This is a genomic window from Buttiauxella warmboldiae, from assembly GCF_003818135.1.
In the GTDB taxonomy this organism is placed as follows: domain Bacteria; phylum Pseudomonadota; class Gammaproteobacteria; order Enterobacterales; family Enterobacteriaceae; genus Buttiauxella; species Buttiauxella warmboldiae.
Genome location: NZ_RPOH01000086.1, coordinates 16,217 through 40,944, shown reverse-complemented (window position 1 = coordinate 40,944; position 24,728 = coordinate 16,217). Strand labels below are relative to the sequence as shown.

Annotated in this window: 25 protein-coding genes; 13 read left to right on the top strand and 12 right to left on the bottom strand. The window is 52.2% G+C overall.

Annotated features, from left to right (window positions below; translation table 11 throughout):
* The coding region (locus tag EHN07_RS17960; protein ID WP_148085478.1) for an RNA-guided endonuclease InsQ/TnpB family protein at window positions 1-752 on the bottom strand (752 nt) is incomplete at its 3' end.
* Between the two features lie 23 nt (window positions 753-775).
* Between EHN07_RS17960 and EHN07_RS17955 the strand changes: the two genes are divergently transcribed.
* From EHN07_RS17955 to tusE, 3 genes are all read left to right on the top strand, one after another.
* Entirely contained in the window at window positions 776-979 is a 204-nt protein-coding gene (locus EHN07_RS17955; RefSeq protein ID WP_124025400.1) for a hypothetical protein, read from the top strand.
* A gap of 160 nt (window positions 980-1,139) precedes the next feature.
* On the top strand, window positions 1,140-1,799 hold the full coding sequence (gene yccA / locus EHN07_RS17950) for an FtsH protease modulator YccA (protein WP_124025399.1): 660 nt from the start codon (window positions 1,140-1,142) through the stop codon (window positions 1,797-1,799).
* 108 nt (window positions 1,800-1,907) lie between these two features.
* Entirely contained in the window at window positions 1,908-2,237 is a 330-nt protein-coding gene (gene tusE / locus EHN07_RS17945) for a sulfurtransferase TusE (RefSeq protein ID WP_124025401.1), read from the top strand.
* Here the strand turns inward: tusE and yccX are convergent.
* Entirely contained in the window at window positions 2,234-2,515 is a 282-nt protein-coding gene (gene yccX / locus EHN07_RS17940; protein ID WP_124025398.1) for an acylphosphatase, read from the bottom strand. The genes tusE and yccX overlap by 4 nt on opposite strands.
* A 90-nt stretch (window positions 2,516-2,605) precedes the next feature.
* On the opposite strand from yccX, the gene rlmI reads away from it, so the two are divergent.
* Both rlmI and hspQ read left to right on the top strand, forming a co-directional pair.
* On the top strand, window positions 2,606-3,796 hold the full coding sequence (rlmI, locus tag EHN07_RS17935) for a 23S rRNA (cytosine(1962)-C(5))-methyltransferase RlmI (protein WP_124025397.1): 1,191 nt from the start codon (window positions 2,606-2,608) through the stop codon (window positions 3,794-3,796).
* A 60-nt stretch (window positions 3,797-3,856) separates the two neighbouring features.
* Entirely contained in the window at window positions 3,857-4,174 is a 318-nt protein-coding gene (gene hspQ / locus EHN07_RS17930; protein WP_124025396.1) for a heat shock protein HspQ, read from the top strand.
* A 37-nt stretch (window positions 4,175-4,211) separates the two neighbouring features.
* Here the strand turns inward: hspQ and EHN07_RS17925 are convergent, their stop codons facing one another.
* Complete coding sequence (locus tag EHN07_RS17925; RefSeq protein ID WP_124025395.1) at window positions 4,212-4,625, bottom strand: CoA-binding protein; 414 nt, start codon at window positions 4,623-4,625, stop codon at window positions 4,212-4,214.
* 185 nt (window positions 4,626-4,810) lie between these two features.
* On the opposite strand from EHN07_RS17925, the gene csgI reads away from it, so the two are divergent.
* Both csgI and mgsA read left to right on the top strand, forming a co-directional pair.
* Window positions 4,811-5,470 (top strand): curli synthesis inhibitor, encoded by a 660-nt coding sequence (gene csgI, locus EHN07_RS17920; RefSeq protein ID WP_124025394.1) that lies wholly within the window; start codon window positions 4,811-4,813, stop codon window positions 5,468-5,470.
* A gap of 96 nt (window positions 5,471-5,566) precedes the next feature.
* Window positions 5,567-6,025 (top strand): methylglyoxal synthase, encoded by a 459-nt coding sequence (gene mgsA, locus EHN07_RS17915; RefSeq protein WP_124025393.1) that lies wholly within the window; start codon window positions 5,567-5,569, stop codon window positions 6,023-6,025.
* On the opposite strand, the gene helD is transcribed toward mgsA, so the two are convergent.
* Window positions 6,026-8,080: a DNA helicase IV gene (gene helD / locus EHN07_RS17910; RefSeq protein ID WP_124025392.1), complete on the bottom strand. Its 2,055-nt coding sequence runs from the start codon at window positions 8,078-8,080 to the stop codon at window positions 6,026-6,028.
* Between the two features lie 131 nt (window positions 8,081-8,211).
* Here helD and EHN07_RS17905 point away from each other — a divergent pair, with 131 nt between their 5' ends.
* Together EHN07_RS17905 and yccS are read left to right on the top strand one after the other, a co-directional pair.
* Window positions 8,212-8,664 (top strand): YccF domain-containing protein, encoded by a 453-nt coding sequence (locus EHN07_RS17905; protein WP_124025391.1) that lies wholly within the window; start codon window positions 8,212-8,214, stop codon window positions 8,662-8,664.
* Between the two features lie 18 nt (window positions 8,665-8,682).
* Complete coding sequence (gene yccS / locus EHN07_RS17900; protein ID WP_124025390.1) at window positions 8,683-10,818, top strand: YccS family putative transporter; 2,136 nt, start codon at window positions 8,683-8,685, stop codon at window positions 10,816-10,818.
* On the opposite strand, the gene EHN07_RS17895 is transcribed toward yccS, so the two are convergent.
* Window positions 10,815-11,429 (bottom strand): TfoX/Sxy family DNA transformation protein, encoded by a 615-nt coding sequence (locus EHN07_RS17895; RefSeq protein WP_124025389.1) that lies wholly within the window; start codon window positions 11,427-11,429, stop codon window positions 10,815-10,817. The two genes, yccS and EHN07_RS17895, sit on opposite strands and share 4 nt — an antisense overlap.
* 220 nt (window positions 11,430-11,649) lie before the next feature.
* On the opposite strand from EHN07_RS17895, the gene sulA reads away from it, so the two are divergent.
* Both sulA and ompA read left to right on the top strand, forming a co-directional pair.
* Window positions 11,650-12,159 (top strand): SOS-induced cell division inhibitor SulA, encoded by a 510-nt coding sequence (gene sulA, locus EHN07_RS17890; protein ID WP_124025388.1) that lies wholly within the window; start codon window positions 11,650-11,652, stop codon window positions 12,157-12,159.
* Between the two features lie 361 nt (window positions 12,160-12,520).
* Window positions 12,521-13,594 (top strand): porin OmpA, encoded by a 1,074-nt coding sequence (gene ompA, locus EHN07_RS17885; RefSeq protein WP_124025387.1) that lies wholly within the window; start codon window positions 12,521-12,523, stop codon window positions 13,592-13,594.
* A 98-nt stretch (window positions 13,595-13,692) separates the two neighbouring features.
* On the opposite strand, the gene matP is transcribed toward ompA, so the two are convergent.
* A complete protein-coding gene (gene matP / locus EHN07_RS17880; RefSeq protein WP_124025386.1) occupies window positions 13,693-14,145 on the bottom strand; it encodes a macrodomain Ter protein MatP in 453 nt (150 codons plus the stop codon).
* 175 nt (window positions 14,146-14,320) lie between these two features.
* Between matP and EHN07_RS17875 the strand changes: the two genes are divergently transcribed.
* Together EHN07_RS17875 and fabA are read left to right on the top strand one after the other, a co-directional pair.
* A complete protein-coding gene (locus EHN07_RS17875) occupies window positions 14,321-16,075 on the top strand; it encodes an AAA family ATPase (protein ID WP_124025385.1) in 1,755 nt (584 codons plus the stop codon).
* A gap of 69 nt (window positions 16,076-16,144) precedes the next feature.
* Complete coding sequence (fabA, locus tag EHN07_RS17870) at window positions 16,145-16,663, top strand: bifunctional 3-hydroxydecanoyl-ACP dehydratase/trans-2-decenoyl-ACP isomerase (protein ID WP_120065166.1); 519 nt, start codon at window positions 16,145-16,147, stop codon at window positions 16,661-16,663.
* A gap of 70 nt (window positions 16,664-16,733) precedes the next feature.
* Here the strand turns inward: fabA and rmf are convergent, their stop codons facing one another.
* The 6 genes from rmf to rlmKL form a co-directional block, all read right to left on the bottom strand.
* Window positions 16,734-16,901, bottom strand: coding sequence for a ribosome modulation factor (rmf, locus tag EHN07_RS17865; protein WP_124025384.1), 168 nt, complete (start codon window positions 16,899-16,901; stop codon window positions 16,734-16,736).
* A gap of 256 nt (window positions 16,902-17,157) precedes the next feature.
* Window positions 17,158-17,724 (bottom strand): membrane integrity-associated transporter subunit PqiC, encoded by a 567-nt coding sequence (pqiC, locus tag EHN07_RS17855; protein ID WP_124025383.1) that lies wholly within the window; start codon window positions 17,722-17,724, stop codon window positions 17,158-17,160.
* Entirely contained in the window at window positions 17,721-19,361 is a 1,641-nt protein-coding gene (pqiB, locus tag EHN07_RS17850) for an intermembrane transport protein PqiB (protein ID WP_124025382.1), read from the bottom strand. Before pqiB ends, pqiC begins: the two co-directional genes overlap by 4 nt.
* Window positions 19,351-20,619 carry a membrane integrity-associated transporter subunit PqiA gene (gene pqiA / locus EHN07_RS17845; protein ID WP_124025381.1) on the bottom strand — a complete coding sequence of 423 codons (1,269 nt, stop codon included), beginning with the start codon at window positions 20,617-20,619 and terminating at the stop codon, window positions 19,351-19,353. Before pqiA ends, pqiB begins: the two co-directional genes overlap by 11 nt.
* Window positions 20,620-20,635: 16 nt before the next feature.
* Entirely contained in the window at window positions 20,636-22,543 is a 1,908-nt protein-coding gene (locus EHN07_RS17840) for an ABC transporter ATP-binding protein (RefSeq protein WP_124025380.1), read from the bottom strand.
* 5 nt (window positions 22,544-22,548) lie between these two features.
* Window positions 22,549-24,666 carry a bifunctional 23S rRNA (guanine(2069)-N(7))-methyltransferase RlmK/23S rRNA (guanine(2445)-N(2))-methyltransferase RlmL gene (gene rlmKL / locus EHN07_RS17835; RefSeq protein WP_124025379.1) on the bottom strand — a complete coding sequence of 706 codons (2,118 nt, stop codon included), beginning with the start codon at window positions 24,664-24,666 and terminating at the stop codon, window positions 22,549-22,551.
* Window positions 24,667-24,728 lie beyond the last annotated feature (62 nt).

The window sequence follows — 24,728 nt, the reverse complement described above, 5'->3', positions numbered from 1 at the left end:
TGAAGGTAGTCGCGGCGGATGTTTGCGATACGAGAGTGCAGGTTTTGTACTTTGCGTTTAGCCTTCTTCCAGTTGTTGCTGAACTTCACCTTGCGGCTCATTTCACGCTGGAGTCTGGCGAGTTTCTTCTGATTGGATTTAAAGCTGTTTACAGGCTCAAACACGGTGCCATCAGAGAGCGTGGCAAGCTTTGCTACCCCTGCATCCAGCCCAACCATTGATGTTGATTCATGTTGAGGTTCAGATACTTCGTATTCCGTCTGGATGCTGACGTACCACTTACCGCATACCTGACTGACGGTGACGTTTTTCACCTCGCCAACAACCTCACGACTGTTGCGGTAGCTGATCCAGCCCAATTTTGGCAATGATATGCGACTATTGTCCTGATCCAGTTTCACGCCTTGCGGATAGCGGAATGAATCACTTTGACCGCGCTTTTTAAACCGCGGAAATGATGCGCGTTTCTGAAAGAAGTTTTTATAAGCACGCTCAAGATCTTTCAATGCCTGCTGCAAAGGCTGAGAAGGTGATTCTTTCAACCATTGAGTTTCAGGTTCTTTTTTCCATTCAACCAGCCATGCTGTCATTTTTGCACAGGAAAGGTATTTGTTACCGGCCTCATGATTTTCATTCTGCAAGGCCAGTGATTTGTTGAATACAAAACGACACGCCCCAGCGAAGCGCCGCATATCGCGCGCTTGCTGACCATTAGGTCTTAACTGGAATTTGAAGGCTTGTAGTCGTTTCATATGGAAGATGATATTTTTGGCCTATGACAAAAGAAACTGATATTCGTCGAGGAAGACACGGTACTTTCCTGATGCATGTTCACCTGGTATTTGTTGCCAAGTATCGACGCCGAGTATTTGATCAGGATGCTATCGAGAAGTTACGCAGTTACTTTGCCAGTAGTTGCGGCGGAGCGCCAATATCCATCATCAGGCAATACATTGAGCAACAGCAAACACCAGGTTAGGTAGAAAACCGTGCCTTATATCCCTGCCCTGAAGGACGGGGCTTTACGGCACACCGGGTAAAACGGAACAAGGTAAAGATGGGTAAAAAGGCTTTCTTGCAATAAAAGAGGCTACTATTCTCAGTCACCATATACACCTGTAATAAGAGAGAGTTTCTGAATGGATCGCATAATTACTTCCTCGCGTGACCGTTCGTCACTGCTAAGTACCCATAAGGTACTGCGTAACACCTATTTCCTGCTCAGCCTGACGCTGGCGTTTTCTGCCATTATCGCCACCGCCAGCACCGTGTTGATGTTGCCTTCTCCGGGGTTAATTCTGACGCTGGTCGGCATGTATGGCCTGATGTTTTTAACCTACCGCCTGGCAGATAAGCCAACCGGTATTCTGGCGGCGTTCGCTTTCACCGGCTTCCTGGGTTACATCCTGGGGCCAATATTGAACTCTTATATTTCCGCCGGAATGGGCGATGTGATTGGTATGGCGCTGGGCGGCACCGCACTGGTGTTCTTTAGCTGCTCCGCCTATGTGCTGACCACTAAAAAAGACATGTCTTTCCTCAGCGGTATGCTGATGGCGGGCGTTGTGGTGGTGTTAATTGGCATGGTGGCAAACATCTTCCTGCAACTGCCTGCTCTGCACCTGGCCATCAGCGCGGTGTTTATCCTGATCTCATCGGGCGCGATTTTGTTTGAGACCAGCAATATCATCCGTGGCGGTGAAACCAACTATATCCGCGCAACAGTGAGCTTGTACGTGTCGTTGTACAATATCTTTATCAGCCTGTTGAGCATCCTGGGTTTCGCAAGCCGCGATTAATGGCCGAAAACTCCGCTTTTCAAAGCCTCGCTATCGCGGGGCTTTGTTTTTTCTGACACGCAAAAATTTGTTACACTGCCGCCAGTTTGTCTGGAGCAAAGAATCATGATGTTGATGTTTGAAGGCCGAGAAATAGAAACCGATGCTGATGGTTATCTGAAAAATAGCCAGCAGTGGAGCGAGCCGCTGGCACAAGCTATCGCTGCGAATGAAGGCATTACGCTTGCAGTTGAACACTGGGAAGTGGTGAGGTTCGTGCGCGAATTTTATCTGGAATTTAATACTTCCCCGGCGATTCGCATGCTGGTTAAAGCGATGGCAAACAAATTCGGCGAGGAGAAAGGCAACAGCCGCTATCTGTACCGTTTGTTCCCAAAAGGACCGGCTAAGCAGGCGACAAAAATTGCAGGCCTGCCAAAGCCGGTGAAATGCATTTAGTAGCGAATACTAAAGTCTGTCCATTGGCGCTCAGGTTGATGAGGTTCAGTCAGCACTTTATCAACCCTGGCACTGCGTGGCCCGCCAGCTTTTAGCCAGGCGACAAGCTTTTCAACCTGTTGCGCTTCACCGCAGGCCAATACCTCAACGCTGCCGTCATCCATATTGCGGGCATAACCGGTTAACCCCAGTTTTATCCCTTCACGCTGGGTGCTGTAGCGAAACCCAACCCCCTGAACCAGGCCGTGGACCCAGGCAAGTGTGCATACTGTGGCCATAACTTCCTCCGTTTCGGGTTCTTGCGTTGCATTTAGCCGGTGTAAGCCGGAAAATGACGCCCAAATCTTAGCAAGAAAGCATAGTAAATTATGAGTGTACGTTTAGTGTTAACCAAAGGGCGCGAAAAATCTTTATTGCGCCGCCATCCGTGGGTATTTTCTGGCGCTGTTGCACGCATGGAAGGCAAAGCCAATCTCGGGGAAACCATCGATGTTGTCGATAGCCAGGGGAAATGGCTGGCCCGCGCGGCATATTCGCCGTCGTCGCAAATCCGTGCCCGCGTCTGGACGTTCGACCCTAATGAAAGCATCGATAGCGAATTTTTCACTCGTCGTTTACAGCAGGCGCAGCAATGGCGTGAATGGCTGGCCGCTCGTGATGGGCTGGACAGCTACCGCCTGATCGCGGGCGAATCTGATGGCCTGCCAGGCGTGACGATTGATCGTTTCGGTAATTTTTTAGTGCTGCAATTACTTTCAGCGGGCGCAGAATACCAACGTCCAGCGCTGGTTGCGGCCTTACAAAGCCTTTACCCGGAATGCGCTATTTACGACCGTTCGGACGTCGCGGTGCGCAAGAAAGAAGGCATGGAACTCACACAAGGCCCCGTCAGCGGCGAGTTGCCACCAGATCTGCTGCCAATTGAAGAGCACGGCATGAAATTGCTGGTCGACATTAAAGGCGGCCACAAAACCGGTTATTACCTTGACCAGCGCGACAGCCGTTTTGCCACGCGCCAGTATGTGAAAGATAAGCGTGTGCTGAACTGCTTCTCTTATACCGGCGGCTTTGCGGTTTCTGCGTTGATGGGCGGCTGTAGCCAGGTTGTCAGCGTAGATACCTCCCAGGATGCTCTCAATGTGGCGAAACAAAACGTTGAGCTGAATAAACTCGATCTCAGCAAAGCTGCGTTCCTGCGCGACGACGTGTTTAAACTGCTGCGCAAATACCGCGACCAGGGTGAGAAGTTCGACGTTATCGTGATGGACCCACCGAAATTCGTCGAAAACAAGAGCCAATTAATGGGCGCTTGCCGTGGCTATAAAGATATTAATATGCTGGCCATTCAGCTGTTGAACCCGGGCGGCATTCTGATGACCTTCTCCTGCTCGGGGCTGATGACCACGGATTTATTCCAGAAAATCATTGCTGATGCTGCCGTAGACGCCGGGCGTGATGTACAATTTATAGAACAGTTCCGTCAGGCCGCCGATCACCCGGTGATCGCCACCTACCCGGAAGGGCTGTATCTGAAAGGGTTTGCCTGTCGCGTCATGTAGCTTGAAAAAGGGAATGTTGCCCGCATATTTTTGGCAGATAATGTTTCTCAGGAGGTGACTATGATTGCCAGCAAATTCGGCATTGGCCAGCAAGTCAGGCACTCTTTGCTTGGTTATCTGGGGGTAGTGGTCGATATCGATCCCGAATATTCCCTCGACGAACCGGCGGAAGATGAACTGGCCGGCAACGATGCCCTCCGTAGCGCGCCCTGGTATCATGTGGTCATGGAAGATGATGATGGCCAGGCGGTGCATACCTATCTTGCTGAGGCCCAGCTCAGTGGGGAGTCACAAGATGAGCATCCTGAACACCCCTCGATGGATGAACTTGCGGCTTCAATACGGCAGCAGCTGCAGGCTCCTCGCCTGCGTAATTAGCGAAAACCCCGCGGAGGCCAAACTGCGGGGTTTTTTATTATTTAGCCAGACCCAGCCTTGGAATTTCAATCGCCGGGCACTTATCCATCACCACGTTTAATCCCGCATCCTGCGCAAGGACGGCGGCTTGTTCGTTAATCACACCCAGCTGCATCCATAATGTTTTTGCGCCGATAGCGATGGCTTCCTGCGCCACTTCCCACACCGCCTCTGAATTTCTGAACACGTCGACCATATCCACTTTCTGCGGAATATCGGCGAGTGCGCCATAGCCTTGCTGCCCTAACAGCGTCTTACCGGCTACTTTGGGCGCAACCGGGATCACTTCATATCCCTGATCCAGCAGGTAAGCCATTACCCGGTAGCTGGGGCGATCGGGTTTGTCACTGGCTCCCACCAGCGCAATGGTTCGGGTCTGTTTCAGAATTGTTTCGATATCTGCCTGTTTCATCACTCTCTCCGCCGGGACTCAGTCACCAAAAGTGTAAGCCATCCCTTACGGACTCACCATCTTTCCCATACCCTGGTAGTAGAGCAATCCCCGGGAATATGTCTATATGTTAATAAACAGCTATGATGAAAAGTTTTGATACATTCAGATAAGAGTTGGTTCTATTTCCCAGGCAGGAGTGAATAATGAGAAGCGCGTTGTTGATCGCACTATGCTGGGCCTCTGTGTTGCCGTCTCAATCCTGGGCAACCACCCTGCGTCTGTCCACAGATATTGATTTGCTGGTGCTGGATGGCAAAAAAGTGTCCAGTTCGTTACTTCGCGGGGCGGATAGCCTTGAGCTGGATAATGGCCCGCACCAATTAGTGTTTCGCGTGGAAAAAAATATTCGCAGCGGTACGCGTGAACAGCGCCTTTATATCTCCCCTCCTTTAGTGGTGAGTTTCGATACGAAAAAAGTCAGCCTGGTCAATTTTAATCTGCCGCGTATTGAAAACGATAGGGAAAGCAATGCGTTTGACCAGGCTCCCCGTATTCAACTGCTGGATGGCGAGGCGACGCTGATTCCGTTGCAGGTTGATATCCTGCCGGTGAAGGCCACTGCCAGGGGAGTTGACTACGAACGCGATACTCAGCATTACAACAGATCAGGCAAAACTGCAGCGGTAAAGGGCTTCGCAACCATGATGGCTGATGATAGTGAGCTACTTTCAAAAACATCTGAACTCGATGCCCCCCAGTCCGATACCTTAGCCGAGCAGCGCCTGAGATATTGGTTTTTACAGGCAGACCAACCCACCCGCGAGCGTTTCTTACAGTGGGTAAAAGATCGCCCCGTGCAATAAATTGCCTCCGAAATCCCTCATTTTTAAAACCCTTCTCTTGCAGCATCAGTAGCTTCCAGTAAGCTGTAGCCAGGATAAATCACTCAGGAAAAACTCATGGAATTAACCTCCCGCACCCTGGCGGCACAGAAACATATTGCGCTGGTTGCGCATGACCACTGCAAAGACGCGCTGCTGAAATGGGTCGAGCGTCATAAAGCGATTCTGGCTCATCATGTACTGTATGCCACCGGCACGACCGGAAATCTCATCGAGCGCGGCAGCGGTCTTGATGTTAATGCCATGCTGAGCGGCCCGATGGGCGGTGACCAGCAGGTCGGCGCGTTGATTTCTGAAGGTAAAATTGACGTGCTGATTTTCTTCTGGGACCCGCTGAATGCCGTTCCACACGATCCAGACGTTAAAGCGCTGCTGCGCCTTGCCACCGTGTGGAACATTCCGGTTGCTACCAACCTCTCAACCGCCGATTTTATTATTCAGTCGCCGGGCTTTGATCGGCCAGTGGAAATCCTGATCCCGGATTACGTGCGCTATCTGGCAGAACGACTCAAGTAATTACGGCCGGTTTGCTGCGGGCACGCCAAGGTGTTTCAGGATATCGACAAAGCGGGAAGGTTCCTGTTTGTTGAACAATAGCCAGACGCGGTGGCGAGCCCGCGTCATCGCCACATACAGTAAGCGCCGCTCTTCAGCGTCAGGATACTCTTCCGGCTGCGGTAACAATGCCGCTTCCATTACCGATTCCCGCGCCACCGCCGGGAAACCATCTTTGCCCTGCTGCAATCCCAGCACCACAACGTAATCAGCCTGTTGCCCTTTGCTGGCATGAATAGTCATGAAATCGATGGCCAGTTTTGGCCAGCGCGTCGCGGCCTTTTCCAGTATCGATGGGCGTAAATGGTGATAACGCGCAAGCACCAGGATCCGCTGCTGCGGCTGCACATAGCCGCTCATCTTATCCAGCAGCGCTTCGAGCTGGTCATCAGCCAGCAACGTCACGGCTTTTTTATCGCCTTTTGAAAGACTATTCAGCGGTTTGGCAAGCTGGTGTGGGTTCTGTTGCACAAAACGGTTAGCAATTTCACCAATGCGATCGTTAAAGCGATAGGTGGTGTCCAGAGCACACTGGTCAGCAGCGCCGAAGTGGTGCGCAAAGGCAGTGGTCAATGTCATTTCAGCACCGCTGAAACGATAAATTGCCTGCCAGTCATCGCCCACGGCATAGAGTGAAGTTTGTGAGTTTTGTCGGCGCAGCGCCGCCAGCAGCGCGGCCCGCTGCGGTGAAATATCCTGAAACTCATCCACCAGAATATGTTTCCAGGGGCTGATAAAGCGCCCTTTTTCCAGCACATTGATGGCCTGATGAATCAGGCCTGAGAAATCGACGGCCTCTTCGGCCTTGAGCGCGCTTTTCCAGGCTTTAAGTAACGGAGCCATTAACTTAACGCGCTTTGCAAACAGATCGCGGATCTCGATCGGAGCGGAGTCAATCATTTCAGCCTGCGAGCCGCCATGCATGCGCATTAGCCCCAGCCAGCGATCGAGGCGGCTTGCCAGACGTTTAGCTAATCGCTCATCTTGCCAGTATTCACCTTCCGGCACTTCCCATTGCAGCTCGTCACGCAGCCAGTCGCGCCAGCCTTTCGCCTGCGCTTTTTTCTCACGACACTGCTGCTGCCAGCTGTCGATAAGCAACCGCTGGCGAGCGCCGGTATCGGATTCCAGTTCGCTCACCCGCGGCGCTTTTTTGCTTCCCTGCTGAATGATATGGAGCGCCAGGGCATGGAACGTACGGGTAGAAATGGCATCCGTATGCAGGCGCTCAGCGATGCGAGCATCCATCTCCTGCGCGGCTTTACGCCCGAATGCCAGCAGCAAGATTTGTTCTTCACTGGCTTCGCCACGCTGCAGTAACCACCCTGCCCGCGCCACCAGAACGGAAGTTTTGCCGCTTCCCGCGCCAGCCAGAACTAACAGCGAATCCTCACCGTTGACCACGGCACGAGCCTGAGAAGGGTTAAGCGGTGAGCTCTCAACTTGCTGGAAAAAATCAGCGTATTTTTCCAGCATATGATTAGCAAAAGCGCTATTACGCTGGTGCCTGCGCGCCTCACCTTGTTCAAGCCAGGCTTTGCACTGTAACCAGACCTCACGGCAATGATCAAAAGCTTCAAGACGGGCCTGAGGCAGGGGTAGTGCGGAAAAAGCTGCGCTAAGGTTTTGTTGTAACGCTTTCATATCGCTACGTTTGAACCATTTCTCTTGCTGAAGCTGGCGCATTATTTCGCCATATTGCTGGTGCAGTACCTGAGCCGCCACCTCGCTCATCTCGGCGCTCCACTTCTGCCATAGCTCATCAAGATGTTGGTAGAAGCGCTGCGTTTCACTCCATTCCGTGCCGTGCAGTCGCACCACTTTGTCATCCGGCAGCACAAACTCCAGCTCGCCCCACACCAGTCCACGCTTACAATTAATTGCTATTAACTGATTGAATGGAATAAGGTATTCATGACGATCGCCCTTAACCTCTACGCCCGCCGTCAGCAATCTCACGCGATTGTAAGGATGTTGTGCTAAATGTTTGCCAAGGGAGGTCGCTTTCAATTCCATTACGCTGTGCCTGATCCAAAAATGGGTTGAGGTTAAGTTTACCCCTCGAAGGAATGACGCTCCAGAGTAAAAACGCGTTACAATTATTGTGGTTATTCATTTATCTATATTTAAACCCACGAAGAGCGATTATGCGTACGGTCCTTAATATCTTGAATTTTGTGCTGGGGGGCTTTCTCACCACCCTGGCCTGGCTGCTGGCCACGCTTGTCAGTATCATTTTTATTTTCACGCTTCCGCTGACTCGATCCTGCTGGGAGATAACCAAACTCTCGCTGCTGCCCTACGGCAACGAAGCTATTCATGTTGATGAACTCAACCCGCAAAGCAAAAGCGCCCTTATGAATACTGGCGGTACGCTGCTCAATATCCTGTGGCTGATATTTTTCGGCTGGTGGCTTTGTTTGCTGCACATCGGCACCGGGATTGCGCAATGCATCACGATTATCGGTATTCCTGTCGGCATCGCTAACTTCAAGATTGCGGCTATCGCGCTGTGGCCCGTTGGCCGTCGCGTCGTTGCGGTTGAAATAGCGCAGGCAGCGCGCGAAGCGAACGCACGCCGCCGCTTCCAGTCATTCTGATAACAATAGTGAGTATTAATGCTTAGCCCAATTCTGCGTCGCTATACCTGGAACAGCAGCTGGCTGTATAACTTGCGCATTTTTATTGCGCTGACGGGCACCGCAGCCCTTCCCTGGTGGCTGGGGGAGGTCAAGCTCACCATCCCACTGACCCTGGGGGTGGTTGCGGCAGCGCTTGCAGATTTAGATGACAGACTAACCGGGCGCATACGTAATCTGCTGATTACCCTGGTGAGCTTTTTTATCGCTTCTGCATCCGTGGAATTGTTGTTCCCGTGGCCGGTGCTGTTTGGTATCGGGCTGATGATTTCCACCAGCGGTTTTATTCTGCTGGGGGGGTTAGGCCAGCGCTATGCAACCATCGCCTTTGGCGCGCTGCTTATCGCTATCTACACCATGCTGGGCATTTCTTTGTACCACCACTGGTATCAACAGCCCATCCTGCTGCTGACGGGCGCCATCTGGTACAACTTGCTGACGCTTGCCGGGCATCTTATTTTCCCAATCCGACCGCTGCAGGATAACCTGGCTCGCTGTTATGAAAGCCTTGCGCGTTACCTGGAAGTGAAAGCCACGCTATTCGATCCCGATACAGAAGAAGAAAGCCAGGCACCGATGCTTGAGCTGGCGATGGCGAATGGCCAGCTGGTTACCACGCTCAATCAAACCAAAGGCTCGCTACTGACGCGCCTGCGTGGAGATCGCGGACAGCGCGGTACGCGCCGCACGCTGCATTACTATTTTGTCGCCCAGGATATTCACGAGCGCGCCAGCTCCTCGCATATTCAGTATCAGGCGCTGCGCGATAAGTTTCGCTACAGCGATATTATGTTCCGCTTCCAGCGTCTGTTAACCATGCAGTCACAGGCCTGTTTGCAGCTTTCACGTTCGATTTTGTTACGCGTGAAATATCAGCACGATCCACGCTTTGAACGTGCATTTACCCATCTTGATGCCGCTCTTGAAAGACTGAAAGCCGACCCATCTCTGGCTGACGAATTAAAAGCGCTGGGCTTCCTGGTGAATAATTTGCGCGCCATCGATGCTCAGCTGGCCACCATTGAATCAGAGCAAGCGCTTGCCGCACCGCAAAACGAGATTGAAAACCGCCTGCTGGACGATCGGCTAACCGGCTTTGGTGATATCTGGCAGCGGCTGAAACGCAACCTGACGCCAGAATCCGCCCTATTCCGCCACGCGGTGCGCATGTCGGTGGTCTTGTGCATCGGCTATGCATTTATTCAGTTTACCGGGCTAAAGCATGGCTACTGGATACTATTGACCAGCCTTTTCGTTTGCCAGCCTAACTACAGCGCCACGCGTCGCCGCTTAGCGTTGCGTATCATCGGGACCCTGGTGGGCGTGGCTGTAGGCCTTCCGGTGCTGTACTTCGTACCGTCCATTGAGGGGCAACTGGTGTTAATTGTCATCACCGGCGTGCTCTTCTTTGCCTTTCGCAACGTGCAGTATGCCCACGCCACGATGTTTATTACCCTGCTGGTATTGTTGTGTTTCAACCTGTTAGGTGAAGGGTTTGAGGTCGCAATGCCGCGTATCTTCGATACGCTAATGGGGTGTGCTATAGCCTGGGCTGCCGTCAGTTTCATCTGGCCAGACTGGCGTTTCCGCCGCTTGCCATTAGTGGTGGAACGCGCGTTTAACGCCAACTGCCGTTATCTGGATGCCATTCTTGAGCAATACCACCAGGGCCGTGATAACCGTCTTGAGTATCGAATTGCGCGTCGGGATGCTCATAATAAAGATGCTGAGCTGGCTTCTGTCGTCTCCAATATGTCATCTGAACCGCGTGTATCGGTGGAGATGCGGGAAACAGCATTTCGCTTGTTATGCCTTAATCACACCTTCAACAGCTATATCTCCGCGTTAGGGGCGCACCGTGAAAAACTCGCTAACCAGGATATTCTGCTGCTGCTTGATGATGCCGTGTGCTATGTCGATGATGCACTTCACCATTTGCCAGCAGATGAAGAGCGGGTACAACAAGCGCTGCGGGGCTTGTCTGAAAGGATAACGACGCTGGAACCACAACCAGATACTAAAGAGCCATTAGTGCTTCAGCAGGTTGGCCTGCTGGTTGCGCTATTACCAGAAATATCTCGTCTCCAGCAACTCGTATCACAACAGCACGATTAACGTCTGTGCCGCTGTTCGTAAAGGTGTCCCCACTCAACTAACTCCTGGCGCATTGCCGCCGGGAGCGCCGCTTCGTGAATGCCGTAAATGGCACCGGCCAACGCCAGTAATACCTGTACACCAAGTCCTTTTTTCATGCTTTTTAGTTTTATCCAGGTCCGTTTTGCACCAAACGCCTGAAGCGTGCGCACATTATCAATCCCCGCTTCCCACAGCATAATTTCCAGGTTATGGGTCAGATTGGGTAAATCTTTCAGCCTCTTCTGGGCTTTCTGCCGGGATTTTTCGCGACGGGCGCTAAACAGCGTCCCCATTGAAAGTTGTAATAGCTGCTGCCGATCGTTCCACAGCCCCTCATCAACACGATAGTAGTTCAGCTTAATCGTGCGCCCACGCTTGGTATAAAGCAGGGGCTGTGCGGCTCTTTTAACGAAATAGACTTCTGTTTCCTCACATGCCCGCAGGTAAAGTTCCCCTTTTGAAACCATGGCAAAGATGACATTTTCAACCATCAAACTATAGCCACCAAACAGCGAGCGGCAGCTAATTTCACCCAGCGGGGATAAATATTCTTTGGATTGGTGAATCCTTGCGTAAGATTTCTTTTTCATGAATATATCCTTAAATATCATGCCATAAATTATCATCCCGGTTTATTACCACTCTCCGTAATACGAAAATAAGTAACCCCTTCCCCCGCGGCAATCAGATTCTTACTTTCCGTCGATTTACATGATGAAATTGCGAGATGCTTTCAGAAATTTAGATTGATCTTTGTGCTGACAGGCATTACTGTACATTCATACAGTAACCCATCAGGCGGGATTAACTATGCAATCACATAACGTTCTAACTCACGTTGCCACTGTTCCAGATTCTGTGTCTTCTGTGGCTCAGGCATTTTCCGGTAACAACATTCAAGGGTTGATCGGTGAAGTGATCTACAGCGAAGACCAGCCATGGGTTACACAACTGGTTTTATTACCGCTCCTGCAGCAGCTGGGTCAGCAGTCTCGCTGGCAGCTGTGGTTAACGCCCCAGCAGAAATTGAGCCGGCAGTGGGTGCTATCAGCAGGTCTTCCGCTGACCAAAGTGATGCAGGTGAGCCAGTTAGATCCCATTTTCACCGTAGAGGCGATGGTAAAAGCGCTACAGACAGGAAATTACAGCGTGGTCATCGGTTGGTTACCGCAAGAATTGACGGATGAGGAGCATTTACAGCTGTCATCGGCCGCTGAAATGGGTAATGCCATTGGTTTCATTATGCGCCCGATGCGCACCTCGAAAACCGGTTGTCGACCACGAAGCGAGTTAAAAATTCACTCTTCTTTGTATCATTAAGTAAATTTAAGAGAATTCCTGGAACTTTTTCTCAACGCCTGACAATTGCCGGTAAATGATCAGAAATCCGCTTCCCAGGCCGCTCCACGCGGCCTTCCTGCCAAGGTTTAGCATGTCAAACAGGCAGCAAAACCGTTAGAAAAGAGATACACAAGTCTTTTTTTTTCATATGCCTGACGGACATCACACTTGTAAGTTTTCAACTACGTTGTAGACTTTAGCTCGCCAGGGTTGCTCTTCCATAACACCGATTGATCGGTAGAGTAACAATTGAGCATAAACTCGGGCGAAGGATTTAACCCTGGGCTTTAGAGCGATTTTAAAGCTCATGGCCTTTTTGGATGATAATGAGGCGCAAAAAATGAAAAAGACAGCTATCGCGATTGCAGTGGCACTGGCTGGCTTCGCTACCGTAGCGCAGGCCGCACCGAAAGATAATACCTGGTATGCAGGTGGTAAGTTGGGTTGGTCCCAGTTCCATGATACCGGTTTCTACGGAAACGGTTACGAGAACAACAATGGCCCAACGCATGAAAGCCAACTGGGTGCTGGCGCGTTCGGCGGCTACCAGGTTAACCCGTACGTTGGTTTTGAAATGGGTTACGACTGGTTAGGTCGTATGCCTTATAAAGGCAGCGTTGATAACGGTGCTTTCAAAGCGCAAGGCGTTCAACTGGCGGCTAAACTGAGCTACCCAATCACTGACGAACTGGATATCTACACTCGTCTGGGTGGTATGGTCTGGCGTGCAGATTCCAAAGGCAACTACGACAACGGTGCTACTCGTAAGAGCGATCACGACACTGGCGTTTCCCCGCTGGCAGCAGTTGGTCTTGAGTACGCAATCACTCGTGATATCGCAACCCGCCTGGATTACCAGTGGGTTAGCAACATCGGTGACGCGCAAACCGTTGGTACTCGTCCAGACAACGGCATGCTGAGCCTGGGTGTTTCTTACCGTTTCGGCCAGTACGATGCTCCAGCACCAGTTGTTGCACCGGCTCCGGCCCCAGCTCCAGAAGTACAGACCAAGCACTTCACTCTGAAGTCTGACGTGCTGTTCAACTTCAACAAAGCTACCCTGAAGCCAGAAGGTCAGCAGGCGCTGGATCAGCTGTATACCCAGCTGAGCAACCTTGACCCGAAAGATGGTTCAGTAGTTGTTCTGGGCTTCACAGACCGTATCGGTTCTGATGAATACAACCAGAAACTGTCTGACAAGCGTGCACAGTCTGTTGTTGATTACCTGATCGCTAAAGGTATCCCAGCTAACAAGATCTCCCCACGCGGTATGGGTGAATCTAACCCAGTGACTGGCAACACCTGCGATAACGTAGCGCCTAAAGCTAAACTGATTGATTGCCTGGCTCCAGATCGTCGCGTAGAGATCGAAGTTAAAGGTATCAAAGACGTTGTAACTCAGCCTGCGGCATAAGTTACCGTTATAAAAAAACCCCGTTTCGACGGGGTTTTTTGTTTCTGAATTCTAAGTCACCAGCAAATGAGAGAAGCACAGCGTCACGACAACTGCTCTTATTCTTTGCCCAGCAATGCCTGCAGATCTTGTTTCAGCGACGACATCTGACTGGCGTATTGCTCTTTACGCTCCGCATCTTCAATCAGCTGCACTATGGTTTCTGAAAGCGTGCATCCACGCCGATGAGCAAGCCCCGCTAACCGCTGCCAGACCAGATATTCAAGATCGATGGACTTTTTACGCGTATGCTGATGTTCGGCATTAAAGTGCCGTTTCCGCCGCGCGCGGATAGTCTGCTTCATGCGGTTGTGAAGCTCTGGATTCATATGTTGCTCTATCCAGCTCAACACATGCACCGGTTCATTTTCGAAGCGCAACAGCCGATCGACGGCTTCCTTCGCTGCACTCGCCTCAAGATAACGTGTGATTAGCTCACCTTCCCGATGCTTCTTAACCAGATACTTCCACTTCCAGCCGCTCTCGAGATTTTCCAACTGTTGATATTTCATTGTTGTCTCAGTGTGACCGTGTAACTCATTTCAGAATAACAGTTTTTTTTATTTTCGCTTACCGGAAAAATGAAAGCTGTGAGCGAAGTAAACTCACCGCTCCGCATAAACCGTGTGCTGCCTTCCCTATTCTTGTATAATCGCGCCTTTGACATCTAATTAATAAATAGCGACTTTGACGACTAATCGACTTGAATGGCGTGCTCTTGTACCTGATACCGAAAGCTATCAGGAAATTTTCGCACAGCCTTATGATTCCGAAACTGCCCCTTTCTCCGCTGTGCAACCCCGTCTGTCTTACGGACTGGTTCAGCTCAGCCAACCGGTAGCCTCGGCCGAACTGATGCTGGTAAAAGCCGCGGAAGAAGCCGAATACCTTAATCTCATTGCCGCAGCCGCACGTGAATGCTGGTCGCAGGATAACGCTCTGACAGGTGGCCATTACCAGATAGAAGGCCATCGCGTGACGTTACGCCCGGCCGAGTCTGCGCAAGACAATTTTGCCGGCCGGTCCGAAGTCGTCGCCGCTGACTGGATTGAAGCAGAACAGCTATTTGGCTGCGTGCGCCAGTTTGCCGGGGAGATCACCCTGACCCCGGGTCTGGTTCACCGTGCAAACGGCGGCATACTGGTGCTGTCATTACGCAGCGTATTGGCGCAACCGCTGTTATGGCTGCGTCTGAAGCAAATGGTGATCCAGGGCCGCTTTGACTGGATTTCGCCTGATGAAACGCGTCCGTTGCCGGTAAATATTCCTTCGCTGCCGCTGAGCCTGAAGCTGGTTCTGGTCGGCGAGCGCGAATCGCTGGCTGATTTCCAGGATATGGAACCCGAGTTAGCAACCTCCGCGATTTACAGCGAGTTTGAAGCGAACCTGCAAATCGCTTCTGCTGACGATATGGCGTTGTGGTGCCAGTGGATTTACGCTGTCGCCAAATCCAAAGCGCTACCGGCTCCTGCGGCTGATGCCTGGCCTGTGCTTATCCGTGAAGCGGTGCGTTATACCGGCGATCAGGAAACGTTACCCCTGTGCCCATCGTGGATTAGCCGCCAGCTACGCGAAGTTGCTGCATTTAGCGCAGATGAAAGCTTTGGCGCTGAAGAGCTGACGCAAATGCTGGCTCAGCGCGAATGGCGTGAGGGTTATCTGGCTGAGCGCATGCAGGATGAAATTCTGCTTGAGCAGATTTTGATCGAAACCGAAGGCGAGATGGTCGGCCAGATCAACGCCTTGTCGGTGATTGAATTCCCGGGCCACCCGCGCGCATTTGGTGAACCTTCCCGCATCAGCTGCGTAGTACACGTTGGCGACGGTGAATTTACCGACGTGGAACGCAAAGCGGAATTGGGCGGTAATATTCATGCTAAAGGCATGATGATCATGCAGGCATTTTTGATGTCTGAATTGCAGCTCGATCAGCAAATCCCCTTCTCCGCCTCGCTGACTTTTGAACAGTCTTACAGCGAAGTCGATGGCGATAGCGCTTCCATGGCTGAACTTTGTGCGTTAATCAGCGCGTTGGCGAACGTGCCGATTTATCAACACATCGCGGTAACCGGTTCTGTCGACCAGTTTGGACGCGTGCAGCCGGTGGGGGGGCTCAATGAGAAGATCGAAGGATTCTTCCGTATTTGCCAGCAGCGCGAGTTTACCGGCAAGCAGGGCGTGATTATCCCGGTTGCCAATGTGCGCCATCTTTGCCTGCACCAGGATGTTCTGGATGCGGTAGAACAAGGGCAATTCACGATTTGGGCCATCGATGATGTCACAGATGCACTACCCTTATTAACCAATCTGCCCTGGGATGGTGAGGGGCAAAACACGCTCATGCGTGCGGTACAGGAGCGAATCGCTCAGGCATCCGCGCAAGATATTCGGCACCGTTACCCATGGCCACTGCGTTGGCTCAACTGGTTCAGTCCAAACTGATCGGAGTTGTTGAGCGTACACGTGTTAGCTAACATGCGTGCTTCATTATAAAAAGGCTTACTGTAAAACATGGTAGATAAACGCGAATCCTATACAAAAGAAGATCTTCTTGCCTCTGGTCGTGGCGAACTGTTTGGTGCTGAAGGCCCACAGTTGCCTGCGCCATCCATGCTGATGATGGACCGCGTGGTCAAGATGACCGAAGACGGCGGTAACTTTGATAAAGGTTACGTTGAAGCAGAACTGGATATCAATCCTGACCTGTGGTTCTTTGGCTGTCACTTTATCGGCGATCCGGTCATGCCAGGTTGCCTTGGCCTTGATGCGATGTGGCAGCTGGTAGGTTTCTACCTCGGCTGGCTAGGCGGCGAAGGTAAAGGCCGCGCGCTGGGCGTGGGTGAGGTTAAATTTACCGGCCAGGTGCTGCCAACCGCGAAGAAAGTGACTTACCGCATTCACTTCAAACGCATCGTGAACCGCCGCCTGATTATGGGGCTGGCCGATGGTGAAGTGCTGGTTGATGGCCGCGTGATTTACACGGCGACCGATCTGAAAGTCGGCCTGTTTAAAGACACCTCCGCGTTTTAATCTCTATTTTCAACGCCCTGATGTGCGAAACCTCCGCGAGCGGAGGTTTCTTTTTCTAAAGAGACAGTGATTACGCGCTAACCGCCCTGTCCTCCATGGCTTCTCGCCAGCCTCCCATCCAGTACGACCTTTGATTCAGCGTCTGATAAGGACACATTTCTTTGGAGCGTCCGACGATACCTGCTTGATAACCACGTTGATGAGCCCGTTCCAGGCGATCTCGTTTTTGTCTCTTCATGCCTCGTTTCCCTCATTTCTCTAATCTGGTGGAAAGAAAACAGTGGCTGCAAAACGTGCAGTCACCTATAAGCAATAATCGCTAATGCCGCTTTCGTCAATGCGCAAAATTCACGCCAGTGTCATAAATGTGAGCTACGAGAGTTTTGTTTTGCACAAAAAGTGTGATGCGAGTTGGGGTAACAAATTAATGCCAAAAGAAAAGCTGCGCTCTGCCCTGCGGGCTGATAACGCAGCTTTTTTGTGCTACCGGATGCTTAATTGATGCGGGTCAGCTGGCTGGCAATGCTCTGGGCTTGCTGCTGCCAGGCCTGAGCTAAGGTTTTCACCATCGCATCATAACCATCGGCCTGCTGCTTGAGCTCCACATGGAATGGGCGCTTAATCAGCTGCCCCTGACGTTTGAGTAACCATTCGCCGCTGACAATCACTTTGCCGTCATAGCGACCGTGGAAGCCGGTTACGTTCACATTCAGAGTATCCTGATCGTTCGCCAGCGGCTGCGAGGCCACAACCCATCCGGGCAATGCGCTACTCAGATTAGCCACCAGGGTATTACGTAACTGCTGATCCAACGGGCTGGCCCATAGGTTACTGGTAGCAATAACGTACTGCACATCGCTGGTCTGATAAACCACGCCGTTACCGGCGAGGTAATCAGGTACCGCAACCTGCTCTATCCACAGCAGATGGGTGCCCGGCTGGCTCACAGCCTGCACGGCAGGCGTTGAGCTTTGAGGTAGCTGGTAATACGTTTTTCCATCGTCGCTGCTGCTACAGGCCGTTAAGGCTAGAGCAGCAATCAGTGGGAGCCATTTTTTCATTCTTTTGCCCTCTTCGGCTGGGGATCTTTTTTATCCTTCGCTTCAAAGACCAGCGAATTGCTCTTGTCGTTAAGCGTGCGCAGCACAGGCTGTAATTCACGCAGAACCTGATCAAGACGCTGCATATCTGCCACCATCTTGTTGTACGCCGCAGACCCCGGCTGGAAGCCTTGCATGCTGCGATTAAGCTCACGCAGGGTAGACTGCATATCCTCAGGCAACGATTGCATCGACTTATTCGCGGTGATCTTGTTCAGATTATCAAGCGTCTGCTGTAGGCGCTTCATGGTTTTCTGACTTTCAGCAAGGGAATGGGTGGTTTGCTCAATCATCGGATTGAGCGGCAGGTTGTTAATCTTATCCAGTGTTTCCAGCAAACGCTGCTGGATTTGCGCCAGGCCGCCGCTCATAGTTGGGATGATGGGATAACCATTAAAGCCTGGCAAATCGGTGATCGGCGGGGCTTTAGGATTGAAATCGAGATCGATAAACAGCGCCCCGGTCACCAGGCTGCCGGTTTTCATCGAAGCCCGTAAGCCACGTTTAATCAACGAAGCCATGTTGTCCTGAATATGAACATCATCGCCAACCAGGTTCTGCAAACGCTCAGGTTCGAGGCGAATCAGAACCGGAATACGGAAATCATCGTTGATTTTCTGGCGCATGCCTTCGGTAAAGAATGGCACCTTCGCCACTGTCCCGAGGCGGATCCCACGGAATTCAACAGGTGCTCCTGGTTGCAGGCCGCGCACGGAATCTTTAAAGAACATCAGATAATCGATATGCTCGGTATACAAGGAGTCCTGAATGCTTTTCTGATCGTCAAACAGATTGAATTCGCTGCCCGCTTTCACCGGTTTACCAAGATCCCAACCTTCCGGCACGTCAAAACTCACGCCACCGCTAAACAGTGTGGTGAGAGACCCCATTTCGACACGCATCCCCTGGGAGGACATATCAACGGCAATCCCGCTGTCTTTCCAGAAACGCACATTACTGGTGACCAGACGATCGTTTGGCGCGCTGATAAATAGCTGATAACTGATGCTGCGTTTTGCAGCATCGAAAGTGCTGGTTTCAACCGACCCCACGCGATAACCCCGGAACAGAACCGGGTCGCCAGCAGAGAGCTGGCCTGCTTTGTTACTATCGAGCGTAATGCGAATGCCTTTTGCATCCGGCGGTGCCAGGGGAGGGGCATCCAGTAAATCATACTTATTTGCTTGCTCCCCCTTGCTGCCAGGCTGTAGCTCAATATAAGCACCTGAAAGCAACGTTCCCAACCCGGAAATACCCTCGCGCCCGACCTGCGGTTTCACCACCCAGAACACCGAGTCCTGATGCAGAAGTTTTTCCATGCCCGAATTTAAACGAGCGGTAATTTCAACATGCAGCAAATCATCTGACAGCACGGCGCTTTCCACGACGCCAACATTAACGCTGCGGCTTTTAATCATGGTCTTGCCACCCTCAATGCCTTCCGCATTGGTCGTGATAAGCGTCACTTGCGGCCCTTGATGGCTGTAGTGATAAAATAAGATCCACGCGCCGATCAGCACGGTAACGATAGGAAAAATCCATACCGGGGACCAGTTCTTCACCTTTGCTACTTTTGCTTCCCCGCTTTTATTTTCCATGCTCAGACAACTCCTCATGCGTTGAATCCGGTGCGCGATCCCATGACAGGCGAGGGTCAAAGGTCATCGCCGCAAACATTGTCAAAATAACCACTAGTGCAAACATCACGGCGCCGATCGCCGGGTAGATGCTCATCAATCCCCCCATGCGCACCAGAGCCGACAAAACGGCAATCACAAAAACATCAATCATCGACCAGCGGCCGACAAACTCGACGACTTCGTAGAGTAGATGCATGCGCTCGCTGTCACGCTCCCCATGCCCTTTGGCATCCCAGCACAGCCAGGCAATCGCCAACATCTTGAGCGTGGGAACCATAATACTGGCGATGAAAATCACCCCGGCAACGGGATATGAGCCTTCACTCCACAATAAGATAACGCCGGCCAGAATCGTCGACGGAATTTTGCTGCCCAGCACTTCGGTTATCATGATGGGCAATATATTCGCGGGTAGATAAAGCATAATGGAGGTCAGCAAGAGCGCGAGCGTCCATTGCAAACTATGACGGCGGCGGACATATCCTTTCGTGCCACAACGCGGGCAAATTTCCCGGTCTTCCGGCACGATGGCGGTGCAACATGAACAGGAACGTAGCCCCTGACGAATACCCGCAACGCCAACTTTTAGCGGCGCGTCGATCGCCGGCGGCGGCGCAATATCATCCCATAGCCAGCGCCTGTCCACGCACTGAAAAGCACGCAGCTGCAAAAAACAAAACAGGCACCAGGGAATAAAGCTGCTGCCAACGCCAATATCACCGTAGGCCATGAGTTTAACGAAGCTGACCAGCACGCCAGCGAGAAAGATTTCCGCCATACCCCAGGACTTTAGCTGGAACAGGATACGGGCCAGGCGTTTTTTCAGCGCCAACGGTATAGCCGCCTGGTTGACCAATAACAAAATGGCGATCAAACAAAATGCCGGCACCGCTTGTACAAACGCCATAAAGAAGGTGCCGAGGCTGGCATAATCTTCATTAAACAGCACCCCAGGGATCTCAAGCAGTGAAACTTCACTGCTGATGCCTGCGACTTTCATGTTGATAAAGGGGAACAGATTGGCCAGCAGCAGCATAAACAGCGCAGCCAGCGCATAAGCGGTAGGACGTTGCCGTGGCAAAGCCCATTGGGTGATAAGGGTGGTACCACAACGCGGGCAGACGGCCTTGTGGCCGTCCTCCAGTACTGGTAAGGCTACCAGTAAATCACATTGCGAGCACAATATGTGTGAACGATGATGATGCGTGGCACACATATCGTGTCTCCTTGTGTTACGCGCCGTTTTTCAGCGCTTCAAGATATTCCCAGCGTTCAAAAGCCTCTTCCAGTGCTTTTTCCGCCGCAGACATGTCGCTCAATGTTTTTTGCGTAACATCATGTGGCTGGTTAAAGAACTCAGCATCGCCAACCTTCGCCTGAAGCACTTCCAGCTCGGCCTCAAGTTGTTCAAGACGCTGTGGTAACTGCTCTAATTCACGCTGCAGGTTATAGCTTAGCTTGCTGCTCGCGCGTTTAACAGCCTCCGCCTTTGCCGGCTGGCTGTTTTGCGCTTTATCTGTCACCGGCTGGCGCAAAGAGTGGGCAGAAGACTGCTGGCCTTTGGCATCGTGATAGCCACCCACATAGCGGCCAATTTTGCCTTCGCCTTCAAAAATCCAGCATTCGGTAACGGTGTTATCCACAAATTGACGATCGTGGCTCACCAGCATCACGGTGCCCTGGTAGCCATCGATCAGCTCTTCTAATAGTTCGAGCGTTTCAACATCCAGGTCATTGGTCGGCTCATCGAGAATCAGCAGGTTGCTTGGCTTCAGGAATAAGCGCGCAAGTAACAGACGGTTACGCTCACCGCCTGACAACGCACGTACAGGCGTCATCGCGCGTTTGGGATGGAACAAGAAGTCCTGCAGGTAGCCCAGAACATGGCGTGGCTTACCGTTCACCATCACTTCCTGTTTGCCTTCCGCAAGGTTGTCCATCACGGTACGGTCTGGATCAAGCTCGGCACGGTGCTGGTCAAAGTACGCCACTTCCAGTTTAGTACCGCAGTGTACGCGCCCGCTGTCGGCTTCCAGTTGCCCCAACATTAGTTTCAACAATGTGGTTTTGCCGCAGCCGTTTGGCCCCACCAATGCGATTTTGTCGCTGCGTTGCACCTGAGCCGAGAAGTCTTTGACCAATGCGCGTTGTGCAATGGAGTAGCAAACATCTTCCATCTCAAAGACGATTTTGCCGGAACGAGCGGCCTCCTCGACCTGCATTTTAGCGCTGCCCAGCACTTCACGGCGCGCGCTGCGTTCGTTACGCATCGCTTTTAACGCGCGAACGCGCCCTTCGTTACGGGTGCGACGAGCTTTAATGCCCTGGCGGATCCAGACTTCTTCCTGCGCCAGCTTGCGATCGAACTCGGCATTTTGCAGATCTTCAACGCGCAGCGCTTCTTCTTTCGCCAGCAAATACTGGTCGTAGTCGCCTGGGTAAGAAACCAATTTGCCGCGATCGAGATCGACAATGCGCGTCGCCATATTGCGAATAAATGAACGGTCGTGGGAAATAAACACGATGCTGCCCTGGAACTCTTTCAGGAAGCCTTCCAGCCAGTCGATAGCTTCAATATCCAGGTGGTTCGTCGGTTCATCCAGCAGCAATACGCGCGGAGAACTCACCAGCGCACGGCCCAGCGCCGCTTTACGCAACCAGCCGCCGGAAAGCGCAGACAGCTCAGTATCCGCATCCAGGCCCAGCTGCAGCAGCACTTCGGTAATACGGCTTTCGAGCTGCCAGAGGTTCTGGTTATCCAGAATTTCCTGAATACGCGCCATCTCGTTGAGGTTTTTATCACTCGGATCGGTCATCACTTTATGAGAAATATCGTGATAGGCCTTGAGATGTTCCGCCTGCTCTTCCACGCCTTCCGCAACGAAATCGTAAACCGTGCCCGCCACGTTACGCGGGGGATCTTGCTGCAAACGCGCAACGATCAAATCTTGCTCGTAAATCATGCGGCCGTCATCCAACGGCACTTCACGATTGAGGATCTTCATCAGCGTGGATTTACCCGCGCCGTTACGGCCAACCAGACAGACGCGTTCGTTTTCTTCGATATGGAGTTCAGTGTTATCTAATAGCGGCGCGTCGCTAAACGACAGCCAGGCACCGTGCATACTAATTAATGACATGACAATTAATCCTTGGCGACGTGAGTCACGAGCCAGCAGTTATGAATTTGGCGATTACGGGCAAAGTCTTGCGACAGGGTTTTTTGCGTGATTTCCTGAGCGCTCAGGCCGAGGTTAGCCAGCCCGTCAAAGTCCATTTTGAAGCCGCGTTTATTGTTGGAGAACATAATGGTGCCGCCATGGCGCAACAGGCGCTTCAGGTCTTTCATCAGCACCAGGTGGTCGCGCTGGACATCAAAAGATTCTTCCATACGTTTTGAGTTTGAGAACGTCGGTGGATCGATAAAGATCAGATCAAACTGTTCATCGGTTTCACGCAGCCAGCCCAGGCAGTCAGCCTGAATCAGACGGTGCGCGCGGCCGCTCAAGCCGTTAAGACGTAAGTTACGCTCCGCCCACTCCAGATAGGTACGCGACATATCGACGGTGGTTGTCGTTTTCGCGCCGCCCAGGCCCGCATGAACGGTCGCACTGCCGGTGTAAGCAAACAGGTTAAGGAAGTCTTTCCCTTTGCTCATTTTGCCCAGCATCTGGCGCGCAATACGGTGGTCGAGGAACAGACCGGTATCAAGGTAATCAGTCAGGTTGACCCACAGACGAGCGTTATATTCGCTCACTTCCATGAAGTCGCCCTTCTCATCCATTTTCTGATACTGACTTTTCCCTTTCTGGCGCTCGCGGGTTTTCAGGATCAGGCGGTTGGATGGCAATTCCAGTACAGACATTGTTGCTGCAATCACATCAAACAGACGCTGACGCGCTTTGTTGGCATCAACCGTTTTCGGCGGCGCATATTCTTGAACCACAACCCACTCGCCGTAGCGGTCAACAGCAACGTTATAGTCTGGCAAATCGGCATCGTAAATTCGATAGCATTCGATGCCTTCCTGGCGCGCCCATTTGTCGAGTTTTTTGATATTTTTGCGCAGGCGGTTGGCGTAATCATCAGCAATCTGGCCTGATTGCGCACCCGTGCTGGTAGCCGATAATTGATAGTTTTTCTGCACGCAATCCAGCGGACCGTTCTTCGCTTTGAACTGGCGTTCAGCACGCAGCTGCAGGCAGCTCAACAGATCGGGCGATGCGCTAAACAGCGACAAATTCCAGCCGCCAAAATGGCTCTTCATGTTGCGGCCAAGCAGGCTGTGCAGCGCGATCAGCGCAGGTTCGCTGTCCAGGCGCTCGCCGTAAGGTGGGTTACTGATAACGGTCCCCACCGGGCCTTCCGGCAGCGGGTTGTTCAGCTTCGCCACATCTCTGACTTCATAGCTGATGATATCGGCCAGACCCGCGCGGCGGGTGTTGGCACGCGCGCGTTCGATTACGCGTGAATCATTATCCGAACCGAAGAAACGCGAAGTATATTCACCCAGGCCTTTACGGGCGCGAACCTGCGCTTCAGTGGTAATTTCTTTCCATAAATCCACATCGTGATTCGCCCAGCCCAGGAACCCCCAGTGCTTGCGGTGCAAACCCGGGGCGCGATCGGTGGCGATCATCGCCGCTTCGATCAATAACGTACCGGAGCCGCACATGGGATCGAGCAGCGGCGTGCCAGGCTGCCAGCCTGAGCGCATCACGATGGCGGAGGCCAGCGTCTCTTTTATTGGCGCAGCCCCGGTGCTGTCACGGTAGCCGCGCTGGTGCAGCCCTTCGCCGCTTAAATCCAGCGCAATGCTGGCGGTGTCTTTATTCAACCAGACGTTAATACGCAGGTCTGGCTGTTCACGTTCGACGTTTGGACGCGGCAGGTTTTTGCGGGTAAAGGAGTCAACAATCGCATCCTTCACTTTTAATGCGCCGTACTGGCTATTACGAATGACGTCGTTCAGGCCGCTGAAATGCACCGCGAAGGTGGCATCCGGGCCAAACAGCGCAGGCCAGTCGATGGTCTGTACGCCGAGGTACAAATCCAGATCGCTATAAACACTGCATTCGTTTAAAGGCAGCAGAATGCGGGACGCAAGGCGGCTCCACATCAGGCTTTGATAGAGCAGACGTGAGTCCCCCTGGTAATGTACGCCGCCCTGAACCACCTGGCATGCTTGCGCACCAAGGCCCTCCAGTTCAGTTTTTAATAGCTCTTCAAGCCCACGCGCCGTACTGGCAAACAGAGAATTCATATCGTCACTTATCAGGTGTAAAAAGAAAATTGTGGCGCATTATAGCCAATCCGCCACGCATG